The following is a 21,571-nucleotide window of genomic DNA, read 5'->3' as shown; positions in this document are numbered from 1 at the left end:
CCCGATCATTTGATGCGGAAGGCGCGGCGGATCTCGTCGAGCGCCTCGCGCTGTTTGGCGTTGAGATCGCCCGTTCCAGCCTGTGCCGTGGCGGTGACGACCGACAGGAGCGGCTCGAAGCTGGCCTGACCGTCAAGCTTGTAGAGCTTGCGGCCGAGGCGCGGTACGGCGGTTTCCGGGCCGTGGCATTCGGAGACGAACCAGTGGCCGAGGATCAGCGCCTCGTCGGCGTCGGAGGCGCACATCTGCAACTGCTCGCGCAAGGCGGCATTGAGCGCGTCGCGCTGCTCCTTCGTTGGCAGGTCGTCCATTTCCACGAAGGCTGTGCCGAGGGCGGCGATGGCGAGGTTGGGGTCCTCGATGGTCTCGACCGGGTGGATGTTGGTCTGGCGCTTGAAGCCGAAGCGGCGGGCGGCGGAGCGCACGTCGCGGGCCAAGTCGGAGAGGTCGGAGGCGACATGCGCGGCGTTGCGGGCGCGGATCACAAGGAAATAGGCCGCCGTGGCGAGGCCGATCAGGCCGAGAATGATGTGCATACTTGGAAATCCCTTGCGACAAACTGCGATCAGATAAGCGGCCCCCGCACGGCGGCGCAACGGCGTTTTGCGGAGCCGCTTGATCTGTCAGTCGCGGTGTGGCCGAAAAGGGTTCTAATCCAAGTGCGTTGGGGGGAACAGTTCGGTGGACCGGATGCCGAGCCGGGCCATTGACGGGCCGCGGTGCGTCGAACCAACGCTGGAGCGGATGCACTTTATCTTTGAGGTCCCGCAAAACCTCTGAACGGCGCGCTGACGTTGACCAATCGACGTGCCGTGGTGGCGGCCCGTCGATGGCGCGGCGGCGCGGCTTGCCGCGCCTTGATTCCGCGCCGAGTGGGATGCACCCCGAATTTAGCTGCCGCGGATGCGGGTCACCATTTCGGTGGTGTCGGGGCTGAGGTTGGGCGTCGACAGGATGCGGTCGAGCTGGGACGTGATGAGACCCTGGCGGGTCTCGTCGTAGCGCCGCCAGGTCTCGAAGGCCGAGCACATCCGCGCGGTGGTTTGCGGGTTGAGGGGGTCGAGCCGGATCAGCCAGTCGGCCAGAAGGTCGTAGCCTGCGCCCGAGACGTGGTGAAAGCCCGCCGCGTTCATGGTGAGCGCGCCCAGCGTGGCGCGGAAGCGGTTGGGATTTTTCATCGTGAAATCAGGGTGTTCTGTGAGGTGGGCCGCCGTGGCTGCGGCGTCTTCGGGGGCGGCGTGGACGACCTGCATCATGAACCACTTGTCGATCACCAGGCGGTCGTTCTGCCACTGGGTGTAGAAGGATTGCGTGGCCGCCGCGCCCTTGCCGGCCTGAAGCAGGCAGGAGAAGGCGGCAAGCTGTTGCGTCATGTTGTCGGCGACATCGAACTGTTTCTGTGCCTGCGCGCCGCCGTCGAGCCGGTTGATCAGGCTGAGGGCGGCGTTGGCCAGCGACCGGGCGCCGGATTGTGCGGCGTCGGGCCGGTAGGGCTCGGACACCTGGAACTGGGCATAGAGCCGCGTGGCGGTGTCCTGCATCCGCTCGGCGCGGGCGTGGCGCAGGGTCTCGATGGCGTCCCAGATGGCCTGCGGGTCGGGGGTGGTGCCGGTGTCGAAAAGCGTCTGTGCAAGGTCGTCCTGGCTGGGCAGGCCGAGGGCGAGGGCACGGAAGGCCGGGTCGAGGCTGTCGTCGCGGGCCATGGTGTGCACGGCGTCGATATAGGCCTCGTCCGGCGCGGCGCCGTCGCGGATCATGGCGACGAGGGCGTCGCGGGCAAGGTCGCGGCCCGCTTCCCACTTGTTGAAGGGGTCGGTGTCGTGGGCGAGCAGGAAGGCGCGTTCGTCGTTGGTTGTCTCGCGGTCGATGATGACGGGTGCGGAGAAGCCGCGGAGGATGGAGGGGATGGGTTTCGACGAAAGGCCGTCGAAGGTGAAGCTTTGCTTGGCTTCGGTCATTTCGAGCACCTTGGTGGGCTGCACCTCGTCGCCGTTGGGCGACAGCAGACCCACGGCGATGGGGATGACGCGGGGCGGCTTGTCGTCCTGTCCCGGGGTGGGGGGTGTGTGCTGCTCGAAGGTGAGGATGTAGGTGCCGCCCGAGAAATCGTCGGTGACCGAGACGCGCGGGGTGCCCGCGTCCTCGTACCAGCGCTTGAACTGGGAGAGGTCGCGGCCGGTGGTGTCCTCGAACACCTTGAGCCAGTCCTCGATCGTGGCGGCGTCGCCGTCATGACGGGTGAAATAGAGGTCGAGGGCTTGGTAATAGGCCGCGTCGCCGACGAGGGTTTTCAGCATCCCGATCAGCTCGGCGCCTTTTTCGTAGACGGTGGCGGTGTAGAAATTGTTGATCTCGACAAAGCTGGCGGGGCGGACGGGGTGCGCGAGTGGGCCGTTATCCTCGCGGAACTGTCGGGCGCGTAGGGTGATGACGTCGTCGATGCGCTTGACAGGCTCGGACCGCATGTCGGCGGTGAACTGGGCGTCGCGGAAGACGGTGAGGCCTTCCTTCAAGCAAAGCTGGAACCAGTCGCGGCAGGTGATGCGGTTGCCGGTCCAGTTGTGGAAATATTCATGCGCGATGATCGCCTCGATCCGCTCGAAATTCATGTCGGTCGAGGTTTCGGGGCTGGCCAGCACGGCGGAGGAGTTGAAGATGTTCAGCCCCTTGTTTTCCATCGCGCCCATGTTGAAATCGTCGACCGCGACGATGTTGAAAACGTCGAGGTCGTATTCGCGGCCATAGACGTCTTCGTCCCATTTCATGGACTTCTTGAGCGCCTCCATGCCGAAGGCGCATTTGTGCTCGTCGCCGGGGCGGACCCAGATGTTGAGCTCGACCTTGCGCCCGCATTTCGTGGTGAACGTGTCGGGGTGGTTAATGAGGTCGCCCGCCACCAGCGCGAAGAGATAGGCGGGCTTGGGCCAGGGGTCGTGCCATTCGGCAAAGCCGTCGCCCGCGTCGCCGGGGTTGCCGTTGGAGAGCTTTATTTTCTCGTCGCTTTCGATGCGGACGTCGAACGTGGCCATCACGTCGGGGCGGTCGGGGTAATAGGTGATCTTGCGAAAACCCTCGGCCTCGCACTGGGTGCAGTACATGCCGTTCGACATGTAGAGACCTTCGAGGGCGGTGTTGCGGATGGGTGCGATCTCGACCTCGGCCTCGAACGTGAAGGGGGCGTCGGGGGCGGCGACGGTGAGGCCGCGGGGTGTGACCTCCGGCGTGACCTCGGTGCCGTCGATGCGGGCGGCGATCAGGGTCAGATCCTCGCCGTCGAGGCGCAGGGGGCCGCCGGGCCCGTCGGGATTGGGGCGGAAGGCGATCTTGCTGATGACGCGGGTCTTTTCCGGGTCGAGACGGAAGGTGAGCGAGACATGATCGACCAGATGCGCGGGGGGCGTATAGTCGGCCAGATAGATCGGCTGGGGGGCGGCGTCTTTCATCGCGTGTCTCTCCGTCTGGGAAGGTTCGTGCGGAGGGTAGGGCGATGCGAAAGGGGAGGCAACGTGGAAACGGGAGGCAGGTGCAGACGGACGCCCCCGGTCCCCTGGGGCCCCGGGATGCAATGTGGCGCCCCGACAGGTGCGGTGCCTCCGCCTGCGCCCTGAAACTAGGCGAGGGGGCTTGGGAAAGGGTTAACAGGGCGGCAAATTTGCAGTCCCGCTTGTGCGCCTGTTGAGGTTTTCTTATTCGTTGGTGATATTATCCTAAAGTCGCAACCGCAGCAGACGAAGGACACACATGACGCGCCCCGTGATCGGCATTATCGGCAACAGCTACGCCATCGACGACCGCTATCCCGTGCACGCGGTGGGGCGGATGAACTCGGAAGCGGTGTCGGAGGTGTCGGACTGCATTCCGATGCTGGTGGCGAGCGATCCCGCGCTGGTGAGCGTCGAGGAATTGATGGCGATCTGCGACGGGTTCGTGCTGACCGGCGGGCGGCCCAATATCCATCCCGAGGAATATGGCGAGGCGCCCACCGAGGCGCATGGCGCGTTCGACCGTGAGCGCGATGCGCTGACCCTGCCGCTGGTGCGGGCCTGCGTGGCGCAAGGGCAGCCGATCTTGGGGATCTGCCGTGGCTTCCAAGAGGTGAACGTGGCGCTGGGCGGCACGCTGCATCCCGAGATCCGCGACTTGCCCGGGCGCGACAACCACCGGATGCCGCCCGACGGCACGCTGGAGGAGAAATTCGCGCTGCGCCACGAGGTCACGTTTTCCGAGGGCGGCGTTTTCCATCGGCTGATGGGGTCGGACAAGGTGATGACCAACACGCTGCACGGTCAGGGCATCGTCAAGCCGGGCAAGGGTATCGTGGTTGACGGCCACGCGCATGACGGCACGCCAGAGGCCGTCTATATCGACGGTGCGCCGGGGTTCGCGCTGGCGGTGCAATGGCACCCGGAATGGAACGCCGCGAACGACCCGGTCAGCCGCTGCCTGTTCGAGGCGCTGGGCGATGCCGCCCGCAAATGGCAGGCGGGCGCGCGTGGCCCCGCGCTGCGCCTGGCGTGAACGGGACGGCGTGAAGACGCACCGGGCGGCACCCCCGGGCTAGTAGAACGCGCCTCCGGTGTCTTCGATCAGAAGGGCGGCCTCGTGTTTCCTGAGGCAGGTGCGGGCGGTTTCCAGGTGGTGGCCCGGCGCGGTGCGCAGTTCGGGGAAAAGCGCGAACAGCTCTTCGCGGGCGGGCTCTGCGATGGCGTCCAGGCCGACATCGCCGGCGTGAAAGCTCTCGGTGGCGTAGCCTTCGGCGTAGATCACCTCGTGATGGTCGAACATCAGGTGAATATAGGTGACCTGGTCGCAGGGCTGGCGCAGGACCTCGCGGCCATCGAGCAGATGTGTCGCGGGCACCAGAACTTCGCTTTCACCGAACAGAAGCTCGGCACGGTAGCCGGTATAGAGGATGCGGTGCTGGGGCGAGACCAGCAGGCCCTTGCGCGTGGGGTCGAGCGCGGCCGCGCCGACGCGGATCGGGGCGAAACGGCCTTGGCCCTCGACGGTGCGCCTGCCGATCCAGCGGATCGGGCGCAGGCCCTGGTCGCGGGTGACGACGAGGTCGCCGGGTTGCAGGGTTTCGATGGGACGGTCGCCGTGGCTGGTGAGGATCATCGTGCCGGGGGTGAAACAGATGATGTTCTCGATCTCGGAGAAGGTGACGGGCGTGCCGTCGGCCATGGTGAAGCTGCCCGAGAGGCCGCCCGCCGCGTCGTCGGTATTGGAGAACGTGATTGAGTCGCGGCTGACATCCGGGGTGAGGATCAGCGTGTCGCCATTGGTTTCGTCGCCCTCGCCGCCGGTGAGGTCGATGGCGGCGTTGCCGGTGCCGGTGGTGTCGAGATCGGTCAGGCGGAACGTGTCGTCGCCGTCACCGCCCTGTACGGTGTCGCCCTGGTCGACGAGGATTTCGTCGTCGCCCGTGCCCGCTTCGATCTGATCGGCCCCGGTGCCGCCGTCGATCGTGTCGTTGCCCGCGCCCGAAACGATCGTGTCGTCGCCTGCCCCCGCCTGAACCGAATCGTCGTTGGTGCCGGTGGCGTTGTCGGCGGCGTCGATGGCGTCGCCTTGTGGGTCGACGGTGTATCCGGCGTCGATCAGGTCGGCACCGCCGGTGCCGGTGACGATGTCGTCGGGCGCGGGGATGCCCATGGCCGCCAGCGCGTCCTCGTCCGAAAGGTCGGCGGGGGCGATGCCGACAAGGGTGAGGCTGTCGCCGCTGGGAAGGCTGAGCAGCGCGTTGCCGAATCCGTCGTCGCCCACGGTGATGTCGCGGGTGTTGAGCCGGTTGCCCGCGGCGTCGGTCGCGTCGGAAAGGTCAAGCTCATCGCGGCCGGTGAAGGTGCCGTCGCCGTTGTCGGTGGGCCCTTCGAAACCGGTGACGGTGTCGGCGCCATCGCCATCGGAGAAAACCAGCGTGTCGGTGACGCCGTCCTCCGCGCCCAGGTCGATGCGATCGTTGCCGGTGCCGCCGGCGACGGTATCTTCGCCCGCGCCTGTCAGCAGCGTGTCGTCGCCGTCGCCGCCGAGGACGGAATCGGCGCCGCCCGGTGCGGCGGTGGTGGCGTGGAGTTCCACCGCGTCGACCGAGACACCGTTGGCATCATTTGCGCCCGCGCCGCGGAAATCCAGCGTGCCGGTCCCGTCGCCCGCGCCGCCGGTGAGGGTGTAGGTGTAGGTCTGCCAGCCGCCGTCGGGCGGGTCGATGGTGTCGACCAGTTGGCCGTTCCAGTAGACCTGGAGCGTGTTGTCCTGCGCCGTGCCGTCATCGGCGCTGGACAGATCGCCCGCGTCGAAGCTGAGCTGGTAAATCCCGTCCGGCTGAAGGCCCGCGACGGTTTGCGAGATCGCGAGGTGCTGGCCTGCGTCGCCTTCCATGTCGAGCCAGTTGGCGCCATCGGTCGCCGAAAGCCCGCCGCGGCCGTCATTGTGAAAATCGACAAGGCTGCCGCCGGAGTCGGTCCATCCCGGCACGCTGCCGGTTGTGCTCTGGAAGCCATAGACCGTGGTCGTCATGCCGGTGGTGTCTTCGAAAGACCCGTTGACGATCAGGTTGGGGCCGGTGGGCGTGACGTCATCCGCCGAGATGCGGTCGTTGCCGGTGCCGCCGAGGATGGTGTCGGCCCCGTCGCCGCCGAAGATGTGATCGTTGCCGCCGTCACCACCCATAAGGTCATCGCCGGTGCCGCCGTGAAGCGTGTCGTCGCCGGCGGTGCCATAGGCGGTGTCGTTGCCGCCCTCGGCGAAGACGAGGCTGCCGGTCGCGGAGGAGTCGAGGCCCGGCGCGTCGTCGATGAGATCGTCGCCGTCGCCCGCGCGGACGGTATCGGCGCCGTCGCCATAGTGGATCGTGTCGTTGCCGCTGCCGGTGGTGATGGTTTCCGCCGAGCTGTCGCCGATGATGCGGTGATCGCCGTTCCCGAAGTCGAGCGTTTCGAAATAGTCGAGCAGGGTGCTGCCGCCGAGGGTGGCGTCGGAGGCGCCGCCATAGCCCGCTTCGCCCACGGTAAAGGTCGTGGTGCCATCGCTGAGGATGATCCGGCCCGATGCCTTGTCGATGTCGATGTCGAAATGCGACGGCAGGCCGGAGACGTCGAGCGTGTGGCCGCCCGCGGCTTCGGAGATGGCGGCCCAGAAGGCAGGGTCGTTCCAGTTGGCGATGGTGACGACATAGGTGGTCATGGCACTCCAACACCCCGCATGTGGTGGGACGCCATGACCGATAGCGGCAGGTGGGGGCTGTGAGGGGCCCGGTTTCTCATTCTGTCTGCTCGATCTGCCTGGGTAACCGCCAGCCCTTTGGGGCCGGTCATTTGAAGCTCAGGCTAGGGTCCGCCGGTGACGGGATTCAGCAGTAAATGAGGCCAAAAAATGGAATTTGCCTGCAATGCGAGGTAGTTTCACGCGGCCATTGCGAGGCGCTGCCTGCCTTCCACCAGAAGTCTTGCCTCGTGGGGTTTGAGGCAAAGGCGGGCGGTGTCGCCATAGGCGGTGAGATCGCCGCGCAGGTGCGGGAAGACGCGGAACATATCCTCGCGCGAGGTGTCCGAGAGCGCGCCCACGCCCACGTCGGCGGCGTGAAAGCTCTCGGTCGCCGCGCCTTCGGCATACACGATTTCGTGCCGGTCGAGCATCATGTGGAAATAGGTGACCAGCCGGCGTTCGGCGATGCGCACGTCGTGCTCGAGACCGACAAGGTGTTTGGCGGCCACGAGAACCTCGCTTTCGCCAAAGAGAAGCTGGGCGCGGTAGCCCGAGAACATCAGCCGGTGCTGCGGCGAGACCAGGAGCGGGCGGCGCGCGCCGTCCATGACCGTCGAATTGACGGCGATGGGGGCGAACTTGCCGCGGCCTTCGACCGTGCGATGGCCCATCCAGCGAATCGGCTGGGGGCCGCTGTCGCGGGTGATGACCAGATCGCCCGGGCGCAGCGTTTCGATGACGCGTTCGCCCTGCGGCGTCAGGATGCGGGTGCCGGGGGTGAAGCAGATGATGTTCTCGATTTCCGAGAAGCTTACCGTGGTGCCGTCGGGCAGGGTGAAATTGCCCGAGAGCCCGCCCGTATCGTCATCGGTGTTGGTGAAGGTGATGTCGTTGCGGCTGACGTCGGGCGTCAGGCGCAGCGTGTCGCCGTTGGTCTCGCCGCCTTCGCCGCCGACGATGGTGATGGTGCCTGAGCCGGCCTCGCCCAGGTCGCCCAGCACGAAGAGGTCGTCGCCGTCGCCGCCAAAGGCGCGGTCGCCCTCGGCCAAGTACATCTCGTCGTCGCCGAGGCCGCCGTGGAGCGTGTCGGCCCCGGTGCCGCCGATCAGCGTGTCGTTTCCCGCCCCGCCGAAGATGGCGTCGTTGCCGGCACCGCCGCTGAGGCTGTCATCGCCACCGGACGCGACTGGCGGTCCTATGACGTGGCTGCTGTCCGCAAGGTCCGAGGTGACGCCACCGGGTGTCGTGACCTGCCCCGAGATGACTTCGGCTCCGGCGTTTTCCCAGTGCCGGACCTCGATGGTGTATATGCGGCCGGCTTCCAGCTCGACTGTTCCCGACCGGGTCGTCGCGCCCTGGTGGAAGTCGTTGTTCATGTAGCCGGCCGTGCCGCCGCCCTGGTTGGTGAAGGTGAGGGGGTCACCGTTTTCATCGAGTAGCCGGATGGTCGAGCCGTCGTCCGAGGTTGTCGAGAACGTGTAGGTGCCGCCCTGGGACGCCAGGAACTGCGAGGTGTAGATCACGCCGAAGTCATCGGGGTCGCCGGTCGTGCCTCGGGCCTCGTTCACGAGGGTATTCGAATCGAAGCCATCCGACTGGCCCGAGCCGACAAGCGTTCCCGACTCGATGTCGAAGGCCTGTCCGTTGGCGGCCCCGAAGTCGTAGTTGTAGACTTGGTAGTCCCATTGCCCCGTGGCGGGCGCGTCGTCGCCGTAGATGACGTCGTTGCCGTCGCCGCCAGTGACGGTGTCGGAGCCGCCTTCGGCGTAGATCGTGTCGTTGCCGGTGCCGCCGTCGATGCTGTCGTCGCCGGGGGCCCCGTCGCCGAGCTGGTAGTCGGCGTCGAGCCGGTTGGCGCCGATGGTGGCGCTGTCGTTGCTGAGCGTGCCGAGCGTGATCGACTGGATCGGCTGGCTGGTCAGGATCGCGTTGTCGGCGTTGTTCGTCAGCTCGGGCAGCATGAAGGTTTCGCCCGTGGTGGTCTGGATGACCACGGCGGTGAAGGGTTGTGAGGTGCCGTCGGTGAAGGTGACGGTGGCGTTGTAGACGAGGCCGGAATCGATCTGGTAGGTGACGCCGTCGATGACGATGGTCTCGGGCGTCTGGCCGTTGTCGTCGGATTGCAGCGTGCCGTCGCTGTTGCTGTCGAAGGTCTGGGCCGACAGAAGCTGCTGGTAGAGCGGGTCGTCGCTGCTGCCGTAGGTGCCGCTCAGGTTGCCGGCGTTCTCGCTGGCGGTGTTGGTCTCGGTCGGGTCGACATCCGCGTCGCTGCCCAGGCGGAACACGCTGAAGGTGCTGCCCACGATATTGGTGCCGCCCGAACTGCTGGATTCGCGCGGGTCGCTGTCGCCGTAGAGGATGTCGTTGCCCGAGCCGCCGAGGATCGTGTCGTCGCCCGAGCCGCCGTAGACGGTGTCGTTGGCGAGCCCCGCCACGACGCTGTCATTGCCCGCGCCGGCATGGATGAGGTCGGCATTGAGCCCCGCGCCGGTGCCGTCGCCGCCATCGGCCACGTCGCCCTGGGGATCGCCGCTATAGCTGCCGTCGATGGTGTCGTCGCCATCGGTGCCGTCGACGATCTGGTCGGTGTAATCCTGCGCGCTGAAGGCGATGTCGCCCGCTGCGGCGTTGGGGTTGGAGTCGTAGGCCTGCACCTGATAGCTGCGGCCGGCCACCAGCGGCACTTCGGACAGGGTGTAGTTGCCGCTGGCGGCACCGTCCTCGACCTCGAACTGGATGACCTGGAAGGTCTGGCCCGTGACGGTGTCGCGCAGGGTCCAGACAAGTTCGGCGTCGACGTCCGATGCGATCGAGGTGTTGCCGCCCACGGTGACATTCGCAGTGGCGGATTCGCCGCCCGCGCTGTCGTCGTCGAGGGTGAATTCCTGGATGCCCGTCTCGTTGTCGGTGATGACGGCGGTGCCCGTGGCGGTGCCGGGACCGCTCCAGGTGAAGGTGCTGCCCGTGCCGGTCGGGATGTTGCCGGCCGGGTTGTAATTGTAGAACTTGACCTCGTAGGTGGCCATGGTCTTCCTGCCTTCCTTTATCCGTCCGCGGTCTTGTGCCGCGTGACCCGGGCGCATTCGTCTGCTGCTCTTGCGCCGGTTGTTTCCAACGCGGATACAGAGCCTCCGTGGCCGGAAGGCGGGAGATTTTTGGCGATTTTGAGATAAATTGGGTCTTTTTGCGGGCGTGACCGTCGGGCGGCAGACGAGCGTCAGAGACCCAGCTCGGCCCGCTTCTTTTTGGTCAGGCCGGCCACGACCATGTCGTAGGAGGCCCTAAGATGGTCCCTCAGGCTGTCGTCGGAGAGGCCCGGGTCGGCATGCACCTGGAGCCATTTCATGCCGCGGGAGGCGAGATAGGGGGCCGGGCGGATGCCGGGCTGGTCCCGGAGCACGTCAAAGGCGATGTCGGAGGCCTTGAACGTGTAGGCGACGCGCCCCTGGTTCCAGCCGGCGATGGCAAAGACCTTGCCGCCGACCTTCCAGACATCCGCGTTGCCCCATTGCACGACATGGCTGGTGGCGGGCAGCGCCGCGCAGAAGGTCATGAACGCGTCGCGGGGCAGCATTGTCAGACTTGGCCGCCGGCGATTTCGATGGTCTGGCCGTTGACGCTTTCGGATCCCGGACCGCAGAGCCACGCGACGGCGGCGGCGACCTCGTCGGGGGCGATCAGGCGCTTGTGGCGGTTGGCGTCGACCATCATGGAACGGGCGGTGTCGGCGTCGACCCCGGCGCGGGCGCTGATGGCATCGACATTGCGGGTGATGATGTCGGTGTCGACATAGCCCGGGCAGACCGCGTTGAAGGTGAAGGGGCTGCCCATGTAATCCTCGGAAAGGGCGCGGATGAGGCCGATCAGCCCGTGCTTGGAGGCAGAGTAGGCGGCGGCGCCCTTGAGGCCCCTGAGCCCCGCGATGGAGGAGATCGCCACCACGCGCCCCCAGTCGGTGGTTTTCATGGAGGCCATCGCGCTGCGGATGGTCCAGAACGCACCGTCGAGGTTGGTGGCCATGGTGCGGTGCCAGAAATCGGTGTCGGTCTTCGACAGGCTGCGACCCTCGGCGATGCCGGCATTGGGCACGCAGACCTGGATCGGGCCGCGTGCGGCGACGGAGGCGGCGATGCCTTCGACCACGCTGGCCTCGTCGCGCACGTCCATCGGTTGCGGGTGCAGGCCGTGGCCGCTGGCGGCCTTTTCCAGAACCTCAGGGCGGCGGCCGGTGATGGTGACGTCGGCGCCGTTGTCTTGCAGCGCGCGGGCGATGGCCAGACCGATGCCGGTGCCGCCGCCGGTGACCAGTGCGTGTTTTCCTTTCAGTGTCATGCGCATGACTGTGCCGCAGGCCGGACGGCTTGCCAAGGGCGCGATTTCTGCGGCAGAAATCGGGATGGAAAATGCGTATTTTCCATTCCAAAATTTGCACAAATTTTGGACCCGCCCAGAAGGAGACCGGCGTGCTGAAATGGATCGACATACCGCCCGTGTGGCTGGCCGGGGCGGCGGCGCTGGCGTGGGTGCAGGCGTCGCACTATCCGGCGGGGCTGAGCTTTGGCGGGGCCTGGGCGGATTTCACGGGCGGTCTGCTGGTGGGGGCGGGGCTGGTGCTGATGGCGCTGGCGCTGATCGAGCTGAGGCGCCACAGGACCACGCCGATTCCGCACCTTGAGGCCGAGCGGCTGGTGACCTCGGGCATCTACAAGCGCAGCCGCAACCCGATCTACCTGGGCGACGCGCTGATCCTTGCGGGGTTGATCCTGCGCTGGGACGCGGTGCTGAGCCTGCCGCTGGTGCCGATTTTCATATGGATCATCGAGCGGCGCTTCATCCTACCCGAGGAGGACCGGTTGCGACGAAAGTTTCGAATGAATTTCGCGCAATACTGTCATAAGACCCGACGTTGGGTTTGACACCCTGCGACAATCGCTACATTCCAAGGTGATAAATTTTGTGTGATAAGGCGTACCCGACCTTTAGGGTGCGGAAAGCGACAGGCCGAGGGGCCGCCACAAGTGACCGTCAGAAAACGGGGGGAGTGAAAGTTGAAGATCGGAACACCAAAAGAGGTGATGGAAGGCGAAGCGCGGGTGGCGATGACGCCGGACTCGGCGCTGCAACTTCAGAAGCTGGGCCATGATTGTGCCATCGAGGCCGGAGCGGGCGAAGCCGCCGGTTTTTCGGATGCCGATTACAAGGAGGCCGGTGTCGAGATCATCAAGTCGGCCGCGGCGCTGTGGAAGGCCAGCGACATCGTCGTCAAGGTGCGCGTGCCCACCGACACCGAGGTCAAGCGCCTGACCAAGGGCCAGACCCTTATTTCCTTCTTCAATCCCGGTGGCAACGAAGAGCAGATGAAGATCGCCGCCGAGAAGGGCGCGACCGTGATCGCGATGGAATCGGTGCCGCGGATCAGCCGCGCGCAGAAGATGGACGCGTTGTCGTCCATGGCCAATATTGCCGGCTATCGCGCGGTGATCGAGGCGGGCAGCAATTTCGGCCGTTTCTTCACCGGGCAGGTCACTGCTGCGGGCAAGGTGCCGCCGGCCAAGGTGCTGGTGGTCGGTGCCGGTGTGGCGGGGCTTGCCGCGATCGGCACCTCGACCAGCCTGGGCGCGATCACATACGCCTTCGACGTGCGGCCCGAAGTGGCCGAGCAGATCGAATCGATGGGGGCCGAGTTCGTGTTCCTCGATTTCGAGGAGGAGCAGAAGGACGGGTCGTCGACCGGCGGCTATGCCGCGCCCTCGAGCCCCGAGTTCCAGGAAAAGCAGCTTGAGAAATTCCGCGAGCTGGCGCCGGACATCGACATCGTCATCACCACGGCCCTGATCCCGAACCGGCCCGCGCCGGTGCTGTGGACCAAGGACATGGTCGAGATGATGAAGCCGGGGTCGGTGATCGTGGACCTGGCCGCCGAGCGCGGCGGCAACTGCGAGCTGACCGAGAAGGACAAGAAGATCGTCACCGACAACAAGGTGACCATCGTGGGCTATACCGACTTTCCCAGCCGGATGGCGACGCAGTCTTCGACGCTTTATGCCACCAACATCCGTCACATGATGACCGACCTGACGCCCGAAAAGGACGGCAAGGTCGATCACAACATGGAAGATGACGTGATCCGGGGCGCGACGGTGACCCACAAGGGAGAGATCACCTATCCGCCGCCACCGCCCAAGGTGTCGGCCATCGCGGCGGCCCCGAAGAAGGAAAAGCCCAAGGAACTGACGCCGGAAGAGAAGAAGGCGCAGGAAGTGGCGGCCTTCAAGAAGCAGACCATGAACCAGGTGGGCCTGCTGGGCGTTGGCGCGTTCCTGGTGCTGCTGGTCGGCACCGTGGCGCCGGCGAGCTTCATGCAGCATTTCATCGTCTTCGTGTTGTCGGTCTTCATCGGGTTCCAGGTGATCTGGGGCGTGGCGCACAGCCTGCACACGCCGCTGATGGCGGTGACGAACGCGATCTCCTCGATCATCATCCTGGGGGCGCTGACACAGATCGGCTCGACCTCCTACCTCATCACGCTGCTGGCCGGTCTTGGCATCTTCATGGCGGCGATCAACATTTTTGGCGGCTTCCTGGTGACACGGCGCATGCTCGCCATGTTCCAGAAATCGTAAGGGGGTAAGGGACGATGGATTTCGGATTTACCATTGCGGCCTATGCGGTCGCGGCAGTTCTCTTCATCCTCAGCCTGGGCGGCTTGTCCGGGCAGGAAAGCGCGAAACGCGCTGTTTGGTACGGCATTGTCGGTATGGGCATCGCCGTTCTGGCGACGCTGATCGGCCCCGGTTCGGGCCTGTGGCTGGTGTCGCTGATCATGATCGCGGGCGGCGCGGTGGTGGGCTATCAGCTGGCCACCAAGGTGCAGATGACGCAGATGCCCGAGCTGGTGGCGATCATGCACTCGCTCGTCGGTCTGGCCGCGGTCTTTGTCGGCTTCAACGCGGATATCGAGCTGGGGCGCGTGGCGGCGCAGTTCGCCGATGCGGGCCTGCCCTTCCCGCGGCCCGAGGAAGTGACGGCGGAAGGCGTGGCCTTTGCCAAGCAGTTCACCGGATTCGCCGCGATCGTCGCCAAGAAGACGGCGGTGGAAGTGTCGATCCTGAAGGTCGAGCTGGTGCTGGGCATCTGGATCGGTGCCGTGACCTTCACCGGGTCGGTGATTGCCTATGGCAAGCTGGCCGGCAAGGTCGACTCGGCCGCCACGAAGCTGCCGGGCGGGCATATCCTGAACGCGGCGGCGGCAGCCTTGTCGCTAGTGCTGGCGATCATGTACCTGAGCGGGTCGGGCAGCTGGACGCTGGTCGTTCTGACGCTGCTGGCGCTTTTCATCGGCTATCACCTGATCATGGGGATCGGCGGTGCGGACATGCCCGTGGTGGTCTCCATGCTGAACAGCTATTCCGGCTGGGCGGCGGCGGCCATCGGCTTCAGCCTGGGCAACGACCTCTTGATCGTTGTGGGTGCGCTTGTGGGCTCGTCGGGTGCGATCCTGAGCTACATCATGTGCAAGGCCATGAACCGGTCCTTCGTCAGCGTGATCCTGGGCGGCTTTGGCGGGTCCAGCGGTCCGGCGGCGGAAGTCGAGGGCGAGCAGGTGCCGATCGACGCCGACGGCGTGGCCAATGCGCTGAACGAGGCCGACAGCGTGATCATCGTGCCGGGCTACGGCATGGCGGTGGCGCAGGCGCAGCAGGCGGTCAGCGAGCTGACCAACAAGCTGCGGGCTCAAGGCAAGGAAGTGCGGTTCGCGATTCACCCCGTCGCGGGGCGTCTGCCGGGGCACATGAACGTGCTTCTGGCCGAGGCCAAGGTGCCCTATGACATCGTGCTGGAGATGGAGGAGATCAACGACGATTTCCCCGACACCGACGTGGTGATCGTGATCGGCTCGAACGACATCGTCAACCCCGCCGCGCAGGACGATCCCAACAGCCCCATCGCCGGGATGCCGGTGCTGGAGGTCTGGAAGGCCAAGAACGTGTTCGTGTCCAAGCGCGGGCAGGGCACGGGGTATTCCGGCATCGAGAACCCGCTGTTCTTCAAGGACAACACGCGGATGTTCTATGGCGATGCCAAGGACAGCGTGACGGCGCTGTTGTCGAAGATCGGGTAAGGCCCGGCCTTATGGAATTGGAAAGGGCCCGCCGGCTGGCGGGCCTTTTTCGTTGGGGCGCGGCGGAGGTCCCGGATCAGGTCCGGGACGTCTGGGCGGGTGCCGTTGCGGGTTGCAAAACGTATATACAATGAATATAGATTTAATATGCGCTCGTCGTAGGTACGGCAGGAGGCGCAGGACATATCTGAAAGGAAGACACGATGGCGAAGAAAGCCAAGATCAAATCGCTGAAACAGGAAGTGGCAGACCGCAAGAAGAAGGTCGCCAAGCAGGAGGCCAAGCTGAAGAAGGCCAAGAAGGCGCTGAAGAAAGCGGCCTGAGCAATAGGCGGGCAGGATTGGAAAGGGGCGTCGGGCGTGGGTTCGGCGCCCTTTTTCGTGCGGTGCGGGCGCGTGGGTTTTCACCCACCCTACCGAGCGGTGGATGGAGAACGTGCGTTCAGGGCCGAAACTGGCTAAATTTGCGCCAGTATACAGTTGCATTCCGCTAAGTTATTGAAAGTGCGCTTCAATCTATTTTCATCTCCGGGCCGTGTCGCTAGGGTGCCGGGACATGTCAGGACGCGAGAGCCATGCCGCCCATTGAAGATCATCCGCTGCGATACGAGCTGTCGAACGAGCTGCACGCGCGGCCCTTTCCCAACCTGAGCGCACCGGCGACCGGAGTCTTCCTGGCGATCAAGCGGGTCGAGGGGGCGGCGGCACGGGACCGGGGCGATGACCTGGCGCATCTGACGGCGCTGCTGGACCGCTATGGCGCGGTGCATCCCAAGCCGGGTGCCTCGCATTACTCCGGCGATATCGGCAAGCACCATCTGAAGTGGGAGCGGCATACTGAGTTCGTCACCTATACCGCGTTCCGTGACGGGGTCAGCGACCGGCCCTTCGATCCGGCGGAGTTCGAGGTTTTTCCGGGCGACTGGCTGAGCGAGGCGCCGGGGCACCGGATGACCTCGGCCATGGTTCGGATCGAGACGCAGAAGGACGAGGACACGGTGCGCCGGAACATCCACGACTGGTTCGTGGCCGACAGCGTGGCCGTGGCACGGGTGCTGGACGACAGCGCCATCATCGCGGGGGACTTCCGCATCGACCCGGCGGGACATCTGCGGTTCATGGTCAATGCGTCGGCCGATATCGGCACGCGGCGGATGGGGCGCGTGGTGCAGCGCCTGTTCGAGATCGAGACCTACAAGACCATGTCGATGCTGGGCTTTGCCCGGGTGGGCGAGATGCGGCCCGACATGGGCGCGCTGGAAGAGCGGCTGACGCATCTGATCAGCAACATGCCGGGCGGGTCGGTGGCCGCGGAGGACACGCTGGACGACCTGTTGGAGATTTCGGCCAAGCTGGAGGGGATGGTGGCGCGGTCGTCCTATCGCTTTGGCGCCACTTCGGCCTATGAGCAGATCGTGAAGCAGCGGATCACGGTGCTGCGCGAGGAGCGGTTCAACGGGCGGCAGACCTTCGGCGAGTTCATGATGCGGCGCTATGATCCGGCGATGCGCACGGTGCGCTCCACCAAGGACCGGCTGGACGCGATGTCGGACCGGGCGATGCGAGCGGGCGAGCTGTTGCGGACGCGGGTGGACGTGGAGCGCAGCGCGCAGAACCAGGACTTGCTGGAGAGCATGAACAAGCGTGCCGACATGCAGCTGCGGCTGCAACGCACGGTCGAGGGGCTGTCGGTGGTGGCGATCAGTTACTACGCGGTGTCGCTGGCGGGGTATCTTCTCTACCCGCTGACCGAGCCGACGGGGATGTCGAAGGAGATGCTGACGGCGATCGTGGCGCTGCCGGTGGTGGCGGCGGTGTGGTGGATGATCAAGCGGGTGCGCGACAAGTTGGATTAGGGGCGGCGTACCCGCCAAAGGTGGGTTTTCATCCACCAAAGGTGGGTTGTCACCCACCAAAGGTGGGTTGTCACCCACCAAAGGTGGGTTTTCACCCACCCTACGTAGCGGCGCGGCGTTGGTTGTCGTCCAATTTAGGCGGTGTCGCGGGGGGACGCCAAAGCGGCGTCGGTGGGACGACGGCGGTGGGGGACGCTGGCAGGAGTGACGGCAGGGCATAGGGGCTGCCGAATCGAAAAGGGGCACGCGATGTTTCAGGCTTTTGCGGGGATCTGGGCGCTGCTGATCGGGATCGTGCTGATCATGCTGGGCAACGGGATGCATTTCACGCTGATCGGTCTGCGCGGGGATATCGAGGGGTTTTCCTCGGGCGAACTGGCGGTGGTGACATCGGGCTATTTCGTGGGCTTTCTGCTGGGCGCGCGCTATGCGCCGCGGCTGATCCGGCGGGTCGGGCACGTGCGGGTCTTCGCCGCACTGGGCAGCTTCATGTCGGCGGGGCTGATTGCTTTTCCGCTGCTGGCCGAGCCATGGGCGTGGACCTTGCTGCGCATTTTGATCGGGTTTGCCATGTCGGGCATTTACGTGACCGCGGAAAGCTGGCTGAACAACGCGGCGACGAACGAGACGCGGGGCAAGGTGCTGTCGGCCTACATGATCGCGCAGACGCTGGGGATCATCGGTGCGCAGGGGCTGTTGAACCTGGGCGAGACGGCGGGGGCGTCGCTGTTCATCGGGGCGTCGATCCTGGTGTCGGTGTCCTTTGCGCCGATCCTGCTGTCGGTGACGCCGGTACCGGCGGCGGAGGTGATCCGCGCGATGCCGTTGCGGGAGCTGTTCACCGGCTCGCCGCTGGGGACGGTGGGGATTTTCCTGCTGGGCAGTCTTTACGCCACGCAATCGGGGATGGGCGCGGTCTATGGCGCGCAGATCGGGATGGGCAAGGGCGAGATCGCGCTGTTCATCGCGATGCTGTTCGGCGGCGCGCTGGTGCTGCAATATCCCATCGGGTGGCTGTCGGACCGGATCGACCGGCGCAGGGTGATCTTCGGCGCGGCGGCGCTGGGGGCTGCGTTCTGCCTGCTGGGCTGGGCCATGGGCGGGACTTTCTGGCCGCTGATGGCGGCGGCGTTCCTGACCGGGGGCGTGACGACGCCGCTGTATTCGCTGCTCTTGGCCTATACCAACGATTTCCTGCCGGTTGAGGACATGGCGGCGGCGTCGGGCGGGCTGGTGCTGACCTTCGGCATCGGGGCCATCCTGGGCCCGCTGGCGGCGGGCTGGGTGATGGACGTATCGGGGCCGGCGGCGTTCTGGCTGGTGCTGGCGGCGGCGTTCGCGGCGATTGCGGCCTATGCCGCCTACCGGATGACGAAACGGGCCGCGACGCCGGTGGACGAGACCGAGAGCTACCTGGGCGTGCTGCCGGCCTCGTCGGCCTTCGTGGTCGAGGCGGCGGGCACGTGGTCGGCGGAGCAGGGCGAAGACGACACCGACGCCTGACGCGGCGGGGCCGATGCCCTGCTTTTTGCTTTACAGGTTGCGCATACTCGCCTTAGGTCGAGGGATTGGTTCTCGTACCCGTCTTTTTTTCAGTACCTGCAAATTCAGAACTCGCACCGGGGACATTGAAATGGCTGCAAATTCAGAGTCGGCGCACGCGGACCCGTCGTGGTTCGTGGCGCCCGGGGAAACCGATTACCTGGCATGGTTCGTGGTGGTCCTGCTGTGCCTGGCAATCTACGGGATGGTCGTGCTTTATGCCGCGTTCGACAGGTGGGCCGAACATCAGTCGCAAGGCACGCCGCTGGCGAAGACCATTCCGACGATGCTGACCATCGCGCTGTTGTACGAGATCTTTCCGCTGGACCATTTCAACATCCTGCTGCCGCTGAGCGCCATCCTGATCGCGCTGATGGCGGATTGGGCGCGGTTCAACCTGGGGCATGTCGAGGTGGGGCTCGAGGGCACGGCGAGACGGCGCGGGAAACGGCACATGCGGAGAGACCGGCGCAGCCCGGGGGGGGACGGCGCATGATTGAGCTTCTTCTGACGTCGTTTCCGGTGATCATCCGGTATTTCCAGCTGAAGTGGCGGGGCGAGGCGCTGAGCGTGTGGAACATGAAGACGGCGGTGGTGATGTGGGCCGTCATGGCCTTTGCGCTGTTCCTGGTGATCTTCTATTTTCATCCCAAGAGCTATTCCGGGCTGGTGCCATTCCGCACCGTGTCGGTCGTGGCCCAGACCAGCGGGCCGGTGACAGAGGTGAACGTGGTGAACGGGCAGCGGGTCGCGGCGGGCGATGTGCTGTTCCGGATCGAAGACGCGTCGCAGAAGGCCGCCGTGGCCGAGGCCGAGGCGCAGTTCGAACAGATCGCGGCGTCCGAGACCAAAGCGCAGGATGCGCTGCGGGTTGCGGAATCGCAGGTGCGCCAGGTCGAGGCGAACCTGGCCAAGCTTTCGGTGGACTTGCAGAATGCGCAGACCCTGGTGGAGCGCAACGTTGGGCGCGAGGACGACGTACGGACCGCGCAAGCCGCGCTGGACGCGGCGCAGGCCGGGCTGGCCGCGGCGCAGGCGCAGGTGGATGCGGCAACCTCGGACCTGGAAGAGGGTATCCCGGCGCAGCGGCGCGCGGCGGAGACCAGGCTGGAAAGCGCCAAGGTGGCACTGGAGCGCACCGTGGTGCGCAGCTTTGCCGCCGGTACGGTCACGCAGTTGGCGATGAGCGAGGGCAGCCCGGCCTCGACCCTGATCCTGAGCCCGGCGATGGTGATCATCCCGGAACGGAGCGCGGACACGCCGGTGCGGATCGTGGCCGGGTTCTCGCAGGTGGCGATGGCCAACCTGCACGAGGGGATGCCGGCCGAGATCGCCTGTGACGCCAATGCCAACCTGTCGTTCCGCAACGCGGTCCTGCCGGCGCGGGTGGTGGCGATTCAACCCGCCATCGCGACCGGGCAGGTGACGCCGGGGGCGAAGCTGCTGGATCCCAACAGCGTACGGCAGCGCGGGTCGGTTCTGGTCTACATGGAACTGGTCCATCCCGAGCACGAGGAGATCGTCCTGGATGGGTCGGGTTGCATCGTTCAGACCTACCGCACCGACCTGCCGGGAACGGGCGGGCACCTGGTGGCCGCGACGGGCGTCGTGAAGGCGGCGGGGCTGCGGCTGAAGGTCTGGGGGTCGATCATCTCGGGCGTGGGGCTGGCCGGGGGCGGCGGGCACTGAAGCGCCTTCCGGTAAACCCGGATCACGGCTGACCCGCCAAAGACCGCGCCGCACACAAGCGTCGTACGCGTTTTGCCTTTGGCTGATGCCTTTGGTGAAAGGCGAAACGGTTTAGGATCCGGCCAACCGGACCCCCCCCGTCTCTCAGAACGCCTCGGGTTTCGCCTCGCGGGCCATGTGGTCGAGCACGGCGTTGACGAAGCTGCCTTCCTTGCCCTCGGGATAGAAGCTCTTGGCGACATCGACGAATTCGCTGATCACGACCTTGACCGGCGCTTCGCCCTCGAGGAACTCGGCCCCGGCGGCGCGGAAGAGAGCGCGCAAGGTGGGATCGATGCGGGCGATGGGCCACTTGGCCACCAGCGCGCGGTCGGTCATCTGGTCGATCTTCGATTGCCAGTTCACCGCCTGTTCGACCAGCTTGCGGAAAAGGTCGATATCGCCGTCGGCCATGTCGATGCCCTCTTCGACTTCCTGCCCGAAGCGGAAATCGAGGAATTCGCGGATGATCGTCTCGTAGGACTGGCTGGAATGTTCCATCTGAAAGAGCGCCTGCACGGCGTAGAGCCGCGCGGCGGAGCGCATCTTGCGTTTCTGGTTGCCCGATAATTCTGTCATGCGGTGGGGTTGTCCTTGAGCGCGCCTGCGAGCCTGTATTCCTCGGAGTCGGGCATGAAGCCGACGCCTTTGCGGGTGCCCCATTTACGGGTGAGCGCAACGAGGTGCAGGGCGGCGGCGGCGGCGCCTGCGCCCTTGTTCATCTGCTCGGGGTCGGCGCGCTCAATGGCCTGCTCGCGGTTTTCGACCGTGAGGATGCCGTTGCCGATGCAAAGGCCCTGAAGGCCCAGAAGGGTGATGCCGCGGCTGGAATCGTTGCAGACCGTCTCGTAGTGGGTGGTGGCACCGCGGATGACGCAGCCCAGGGCGACGTAGCCGTCGAAGTTCGACAGGCGCTCGGCGATGCCGATGGAGGTGGGGATTTCCAGCGCGCCGGGGACTTCGATGAGGTCGTAGGTGGCGCCGGAGGCTTCGATCTCGGCGCGGGTGCCTTCGATCATCATGTCGGCGATGTCGCGGTAGAAGGGGGCCACGACGATCAGCAGTTTCACCGGCTTGTCGAACGTGGCGCGGGGCAGGGTGTATTCGGTTCCGGCCAT

General features: G+C 65.7%; 16 protein-coding genes. 8 read left to right on the top strand and 8 right to left on the bottom strand.

Features of this window, described 5'->3' with window-relative positions; genetic code table 11:
• Positions 1 to 5 precede the first annotated feature (5 nt).
• On the bottom strand, positions 6 to 536 hold the full coding sequence (locus FIU85_RS05050) for a hypothetical protein (protein ID WP_152496084.1): 531 nt from the start codon (positions 534 to 536) through the stop codon (positions 6 to 8).
• 354 nt (positions 537 to 890) lie between these two features.
• On the bottom strand, positions 891 to 3,443 hold the full coding sequence (pepN, locus tag FIU85_RS05045; protein WP_152496083.1) for an aminopeptidase N: 2,553 nt from the start codon (positions 3,441 to 3,443) through the stop codon (positions 891 to 893).
• 298 nt (positions 3,444 to 3,741) lie between these two features.
• On the opposite strand from pepN, the gene FIU85_RS05040 reads away from it, so the two are divergent.
• On the top strand, positions 3,742 to 4,518 hold the full coding sequence (locus FIU85_RS05040; RefSeq protein WP_152496082.1) for a gamma-glutamyl-gamma-aminobutyrate hydrolase family protein: 777 nt from the start codon (positions 3,742 to 3,744) through the stop codon (positions 4,516 to 4,518).
• A gap of 39 nt (positions 4,519 to 4,557) precedes the next feature.
• On the opposite strand, the gene FIU85_RS05035 is transcribed toward FIU85_RS05040, so the two are convergent.
• The 4 genes from FIU85_RS05035 to FIU85_RS05020 all read right to left on the bottom strand — a co-directional run bounded on the left by FIU85_RS05035 (position 4,558) and on the right by FIU85_RS05020 (position 11,538).
• Positions 4,558 to 7,185 (bottom strand): Hint domain-containing protein, encoded by a 2,628-nt coding sequence (locus FIU85_RS05035; RefSeq protein ID WP_152496081.1) that lies wholly within the window; start codon positions 7,183 to 7,185, stop codon positions 4,558 to 4,560.
• Between the two features lie 218 nt (positions 7,186 to 7,403).
• Positions 7,404 to 10,232, bottom strand: a complete 2,829-nt coding sequence (locus FIU85_RS05030) for a Hint domain-containing protein (protein ID WP_172978798.1) — start codon at positions 10,230 to 10,232, stop codon at positions 7,404 to 7,406.
• 191 nt (positions 10,233 to 10,423) lie between these two features.
• Entirely contained in the window at positions 10,424 to 10,777 is a 354-nt protein-coding gene (locus tag FIU85_RS05025; protein WP_152494418.1) for an MmcQ/YjbR family DNA-binding protein, read from the bottom strand.
• Between the two features lie 5 nt (positions 10,778 to 10,782).
• On the bottom strand, positions 10,783 to 11,538 hold the full coding sequence (locus tag FIU85_RS05020) for an SDR family NAD(P)-dependent oxidoreductase (protein ID WP_152496079.1): 756 nt from the start codon (positions 11,536 to 11,538) through the stop codon (positions 10,783 to 10,785).
• A 134-nt stretch (positions 11,539 to 11,672) separates the two neighbouring features.
• On the opposite strand from FIU85_RS05020, the gene FIU85_RS05015 reads away from it, so the two are divergent.
• From FIU85_RS05015 to FIU85_RS04985, 7 genes are all read left to right on the top strand, one after another.
• Positions 11,673 to 12,122, top strand: a complete 450-nt coding sequence (locus FIU85_RS05015; RefSeq protein ID WP_254703045.1) for an isoprenylcysteine carboxylmethyltransferase family protein — start codon at positions 11,673 to 11,675, stop codon at positions 12,120 to 12,122.
• A gap of 132 nt (positions 12,123 to 12,254) precedes the next feature.
• Positions 12,255 to 13,829, top strand: a complete 1,575-nt coding sequence (locus tag FIU85_RS05010; RefSeq protein ID WP_152496077.1) for a Re/Si-specific NAD(P)(+) transhydrogenase subunit alpha — start codon at positions 12,255 to 12,257, stop codon at positions 13,827 to 13,829.
• 14 nt (positions 13,830 to 13,843) lie between these two features.
• Positions 13,844 to 15,328: an NAD(P)(+) transhydrogenase (Re/Si-specific) subunit beta gene (locus tag FIU85_RS05005; protein WP_152496076.1), complete on the top strand. Its 1,485-nt coding sequence runs from the start codon at positions 13,844 to 13,846 to the stop codon at positions 15,326 to 15,328.
• 574 nt (positions 15,329 to 15,902) lie between these two features.
• Complete coding sequence (locus tag FIU85_RS05000; protein WP_152496075.1) at positions 15,903 to 17,183, top strand: DUF3422 family protein; 1,281 nt, start codon at positions 15,903 to 15,905, stop codon at positions 17,181 to 17,183.
• 249 nt (positions 17,184 to 17,432) lie between these two features.
• Positions 17,433 to 18,686, top strand: a complete 1,254-nt coding sequence (locus FIU85_RS04995; protein ID WP_152496074.1) for an MFS transporter — start codon at positions 17,433 to 17,435, stop codon at positions 18,684 to 18,686.
• 130 nt (positions 18,687 to 18,816) lie between these two features.
• Positions 18,817 to 19,221, top strand: a complete 405-nt coding sequence (locus FIU85_RS04990) for a hypothetical protein (RefSeq protein WP_254703008.1) — start codon at positions 18,817 to 18,819, stop codon at positions 19,219 to 19,221.
• Entirely contained in the window at positions 19,218 to 20,414 is a 1,197-nt protein-coding gene (locus tag FIU85_RS04985; RefSeq protein ID WP_152496073.1) for an HlyD family secretion protein, read from the top strand. Before FIU85_RS04990 ends, FIU85_RS04985 begins: the two co-directional genes overlap by 4 nt.
• A 144-nt stretch (positions 20,415 to 20,558) precedes the next feature.
• Here the strand turns inward: FIU85_RS04985 and nusB are convergent, their stop codons facing one another.
• Positions 20,559 to 21,032 (bottom strand): transcription antitermination factor NusB, encoded by a 474-nt coding sequence (gene nusB / locus FIU85_RS04980; RefSeq protein ID WP_152496072.1) that lies wholly within the window; start codon positions 21,030 to 21,032, stop codon positions 20,559 to 20,561.
• A complete protein-coding gene (locus tag FIU85_RS04975) occupies positions 21,029 to 21,571 on the bottom strand; it encodes a 6,7-dimethyl-8-ribityllumazine synthase (RefSeq protein ID WP_152496071.1) in 543 nt (180 codons plus the stop codon). Before FIU85_RS04975 ends, nusB begins: the two co-directional genes overlap by 4 nt.

It is taken from the genome of Roseovarius sp. THAF8, assembly GCF_009363735.1.
GTDB lineage: Bacteria > Pseudomonadota > Alphaproteobacteria > Rhodobacterales > Rhodobacteraceae > Roseovarius.
Note: the sequence above shows the minus strand (reverse complement) of the source record. Positions and strands in the feature narration are given on the sequence as shown.

Coding starts and splice junctions, on each gene's coding strand:
- FIU85_RS05050 (WP_152496084.1), bottom strand. CDS start 536: ATGCACATCATTCTCGGCCTGATCGGCCTCGCCACGGCGGCCTATTTC.
- pepN (WP_152496083.1), bottom strand. CDS start 3,443: ATGAAAGACGCCGCCCCCCAGCCGATCTATCTGGCCGACTATACGCCC.
- FIU85_RS05040 (WP_152496082.1), top strand. CDS start 3,742: ATGACGCGCCCCGTGATCGGCATTATCGGCAACAGCTACGCCATCGAC.
- FIU85_RS05035 (WP_152496081.1), bottom strand. CDS start 7,185: ATGACCACCTATGTCGTCACCATCGCCAACTGGAACGACCCTGCCTTC.
- FIU85_RS05030 (WP_172978798.1), bottom strand. CDS start 10,232: ATGGCCACCTACGAGGTCAAGTTCTACAATTACAACCCGGCCGGCAAC.
- FIU85_RS05020 (WP_152496079.1), bottom strand. CDS start 11,538: ATGACACTGAAAGGAAAACACGCACTGGTCACCGGCGGCGGCACCGGC.
- FIU85_RS05005 (WP_152496076.1), top strand. CDS start 13,844: ATGGATTTCGGATTTACCATTGCGGCCTATGCGGTCGCGGCAGTTCTC.
- FIU85_RS05000 (WP_152496075.1), top strand. CDS start 15,903: ATGCCGCCCATTGAAGATCATCCGCTGCGATACGAGCTGTCGAACGAG.
- FIU85_RS04995 (WP_152496074.1), top strand. CDS start 17,433: ATGTTTCAGGCTTTTGCGGGGATCTGGGCGCTGCTGATCGGGATCGTG.
- FIU85_RS04990 (WP_254703008.1), top strand. CDS start 18,817: ATGGCTGCAAATTCAGAGTCGGCGCACGCGGACCCGTCGTGGTTCGTG.
- FIU85_RS04985 (WP_152496073.1), top strand. CDS start 19,218: ATGATTGAGCTTCTTCTGACGTCGTTTCCGGTGATCATCCGGTATTTC.
- nusB (WP_152496072.1), bottom strand. CDS start 21,032: ATGACAGAATTATCGGGCAACCAGAAACGCAAGATGCGCTCCGCCGCG.
- FIU85_RS04975 (WP_152496071.1), bottom strand. CDS start 21,571: ATGGCCGGAACCGAATACACCCTGCCCCGCGCCACGTTCGACAAGCCG.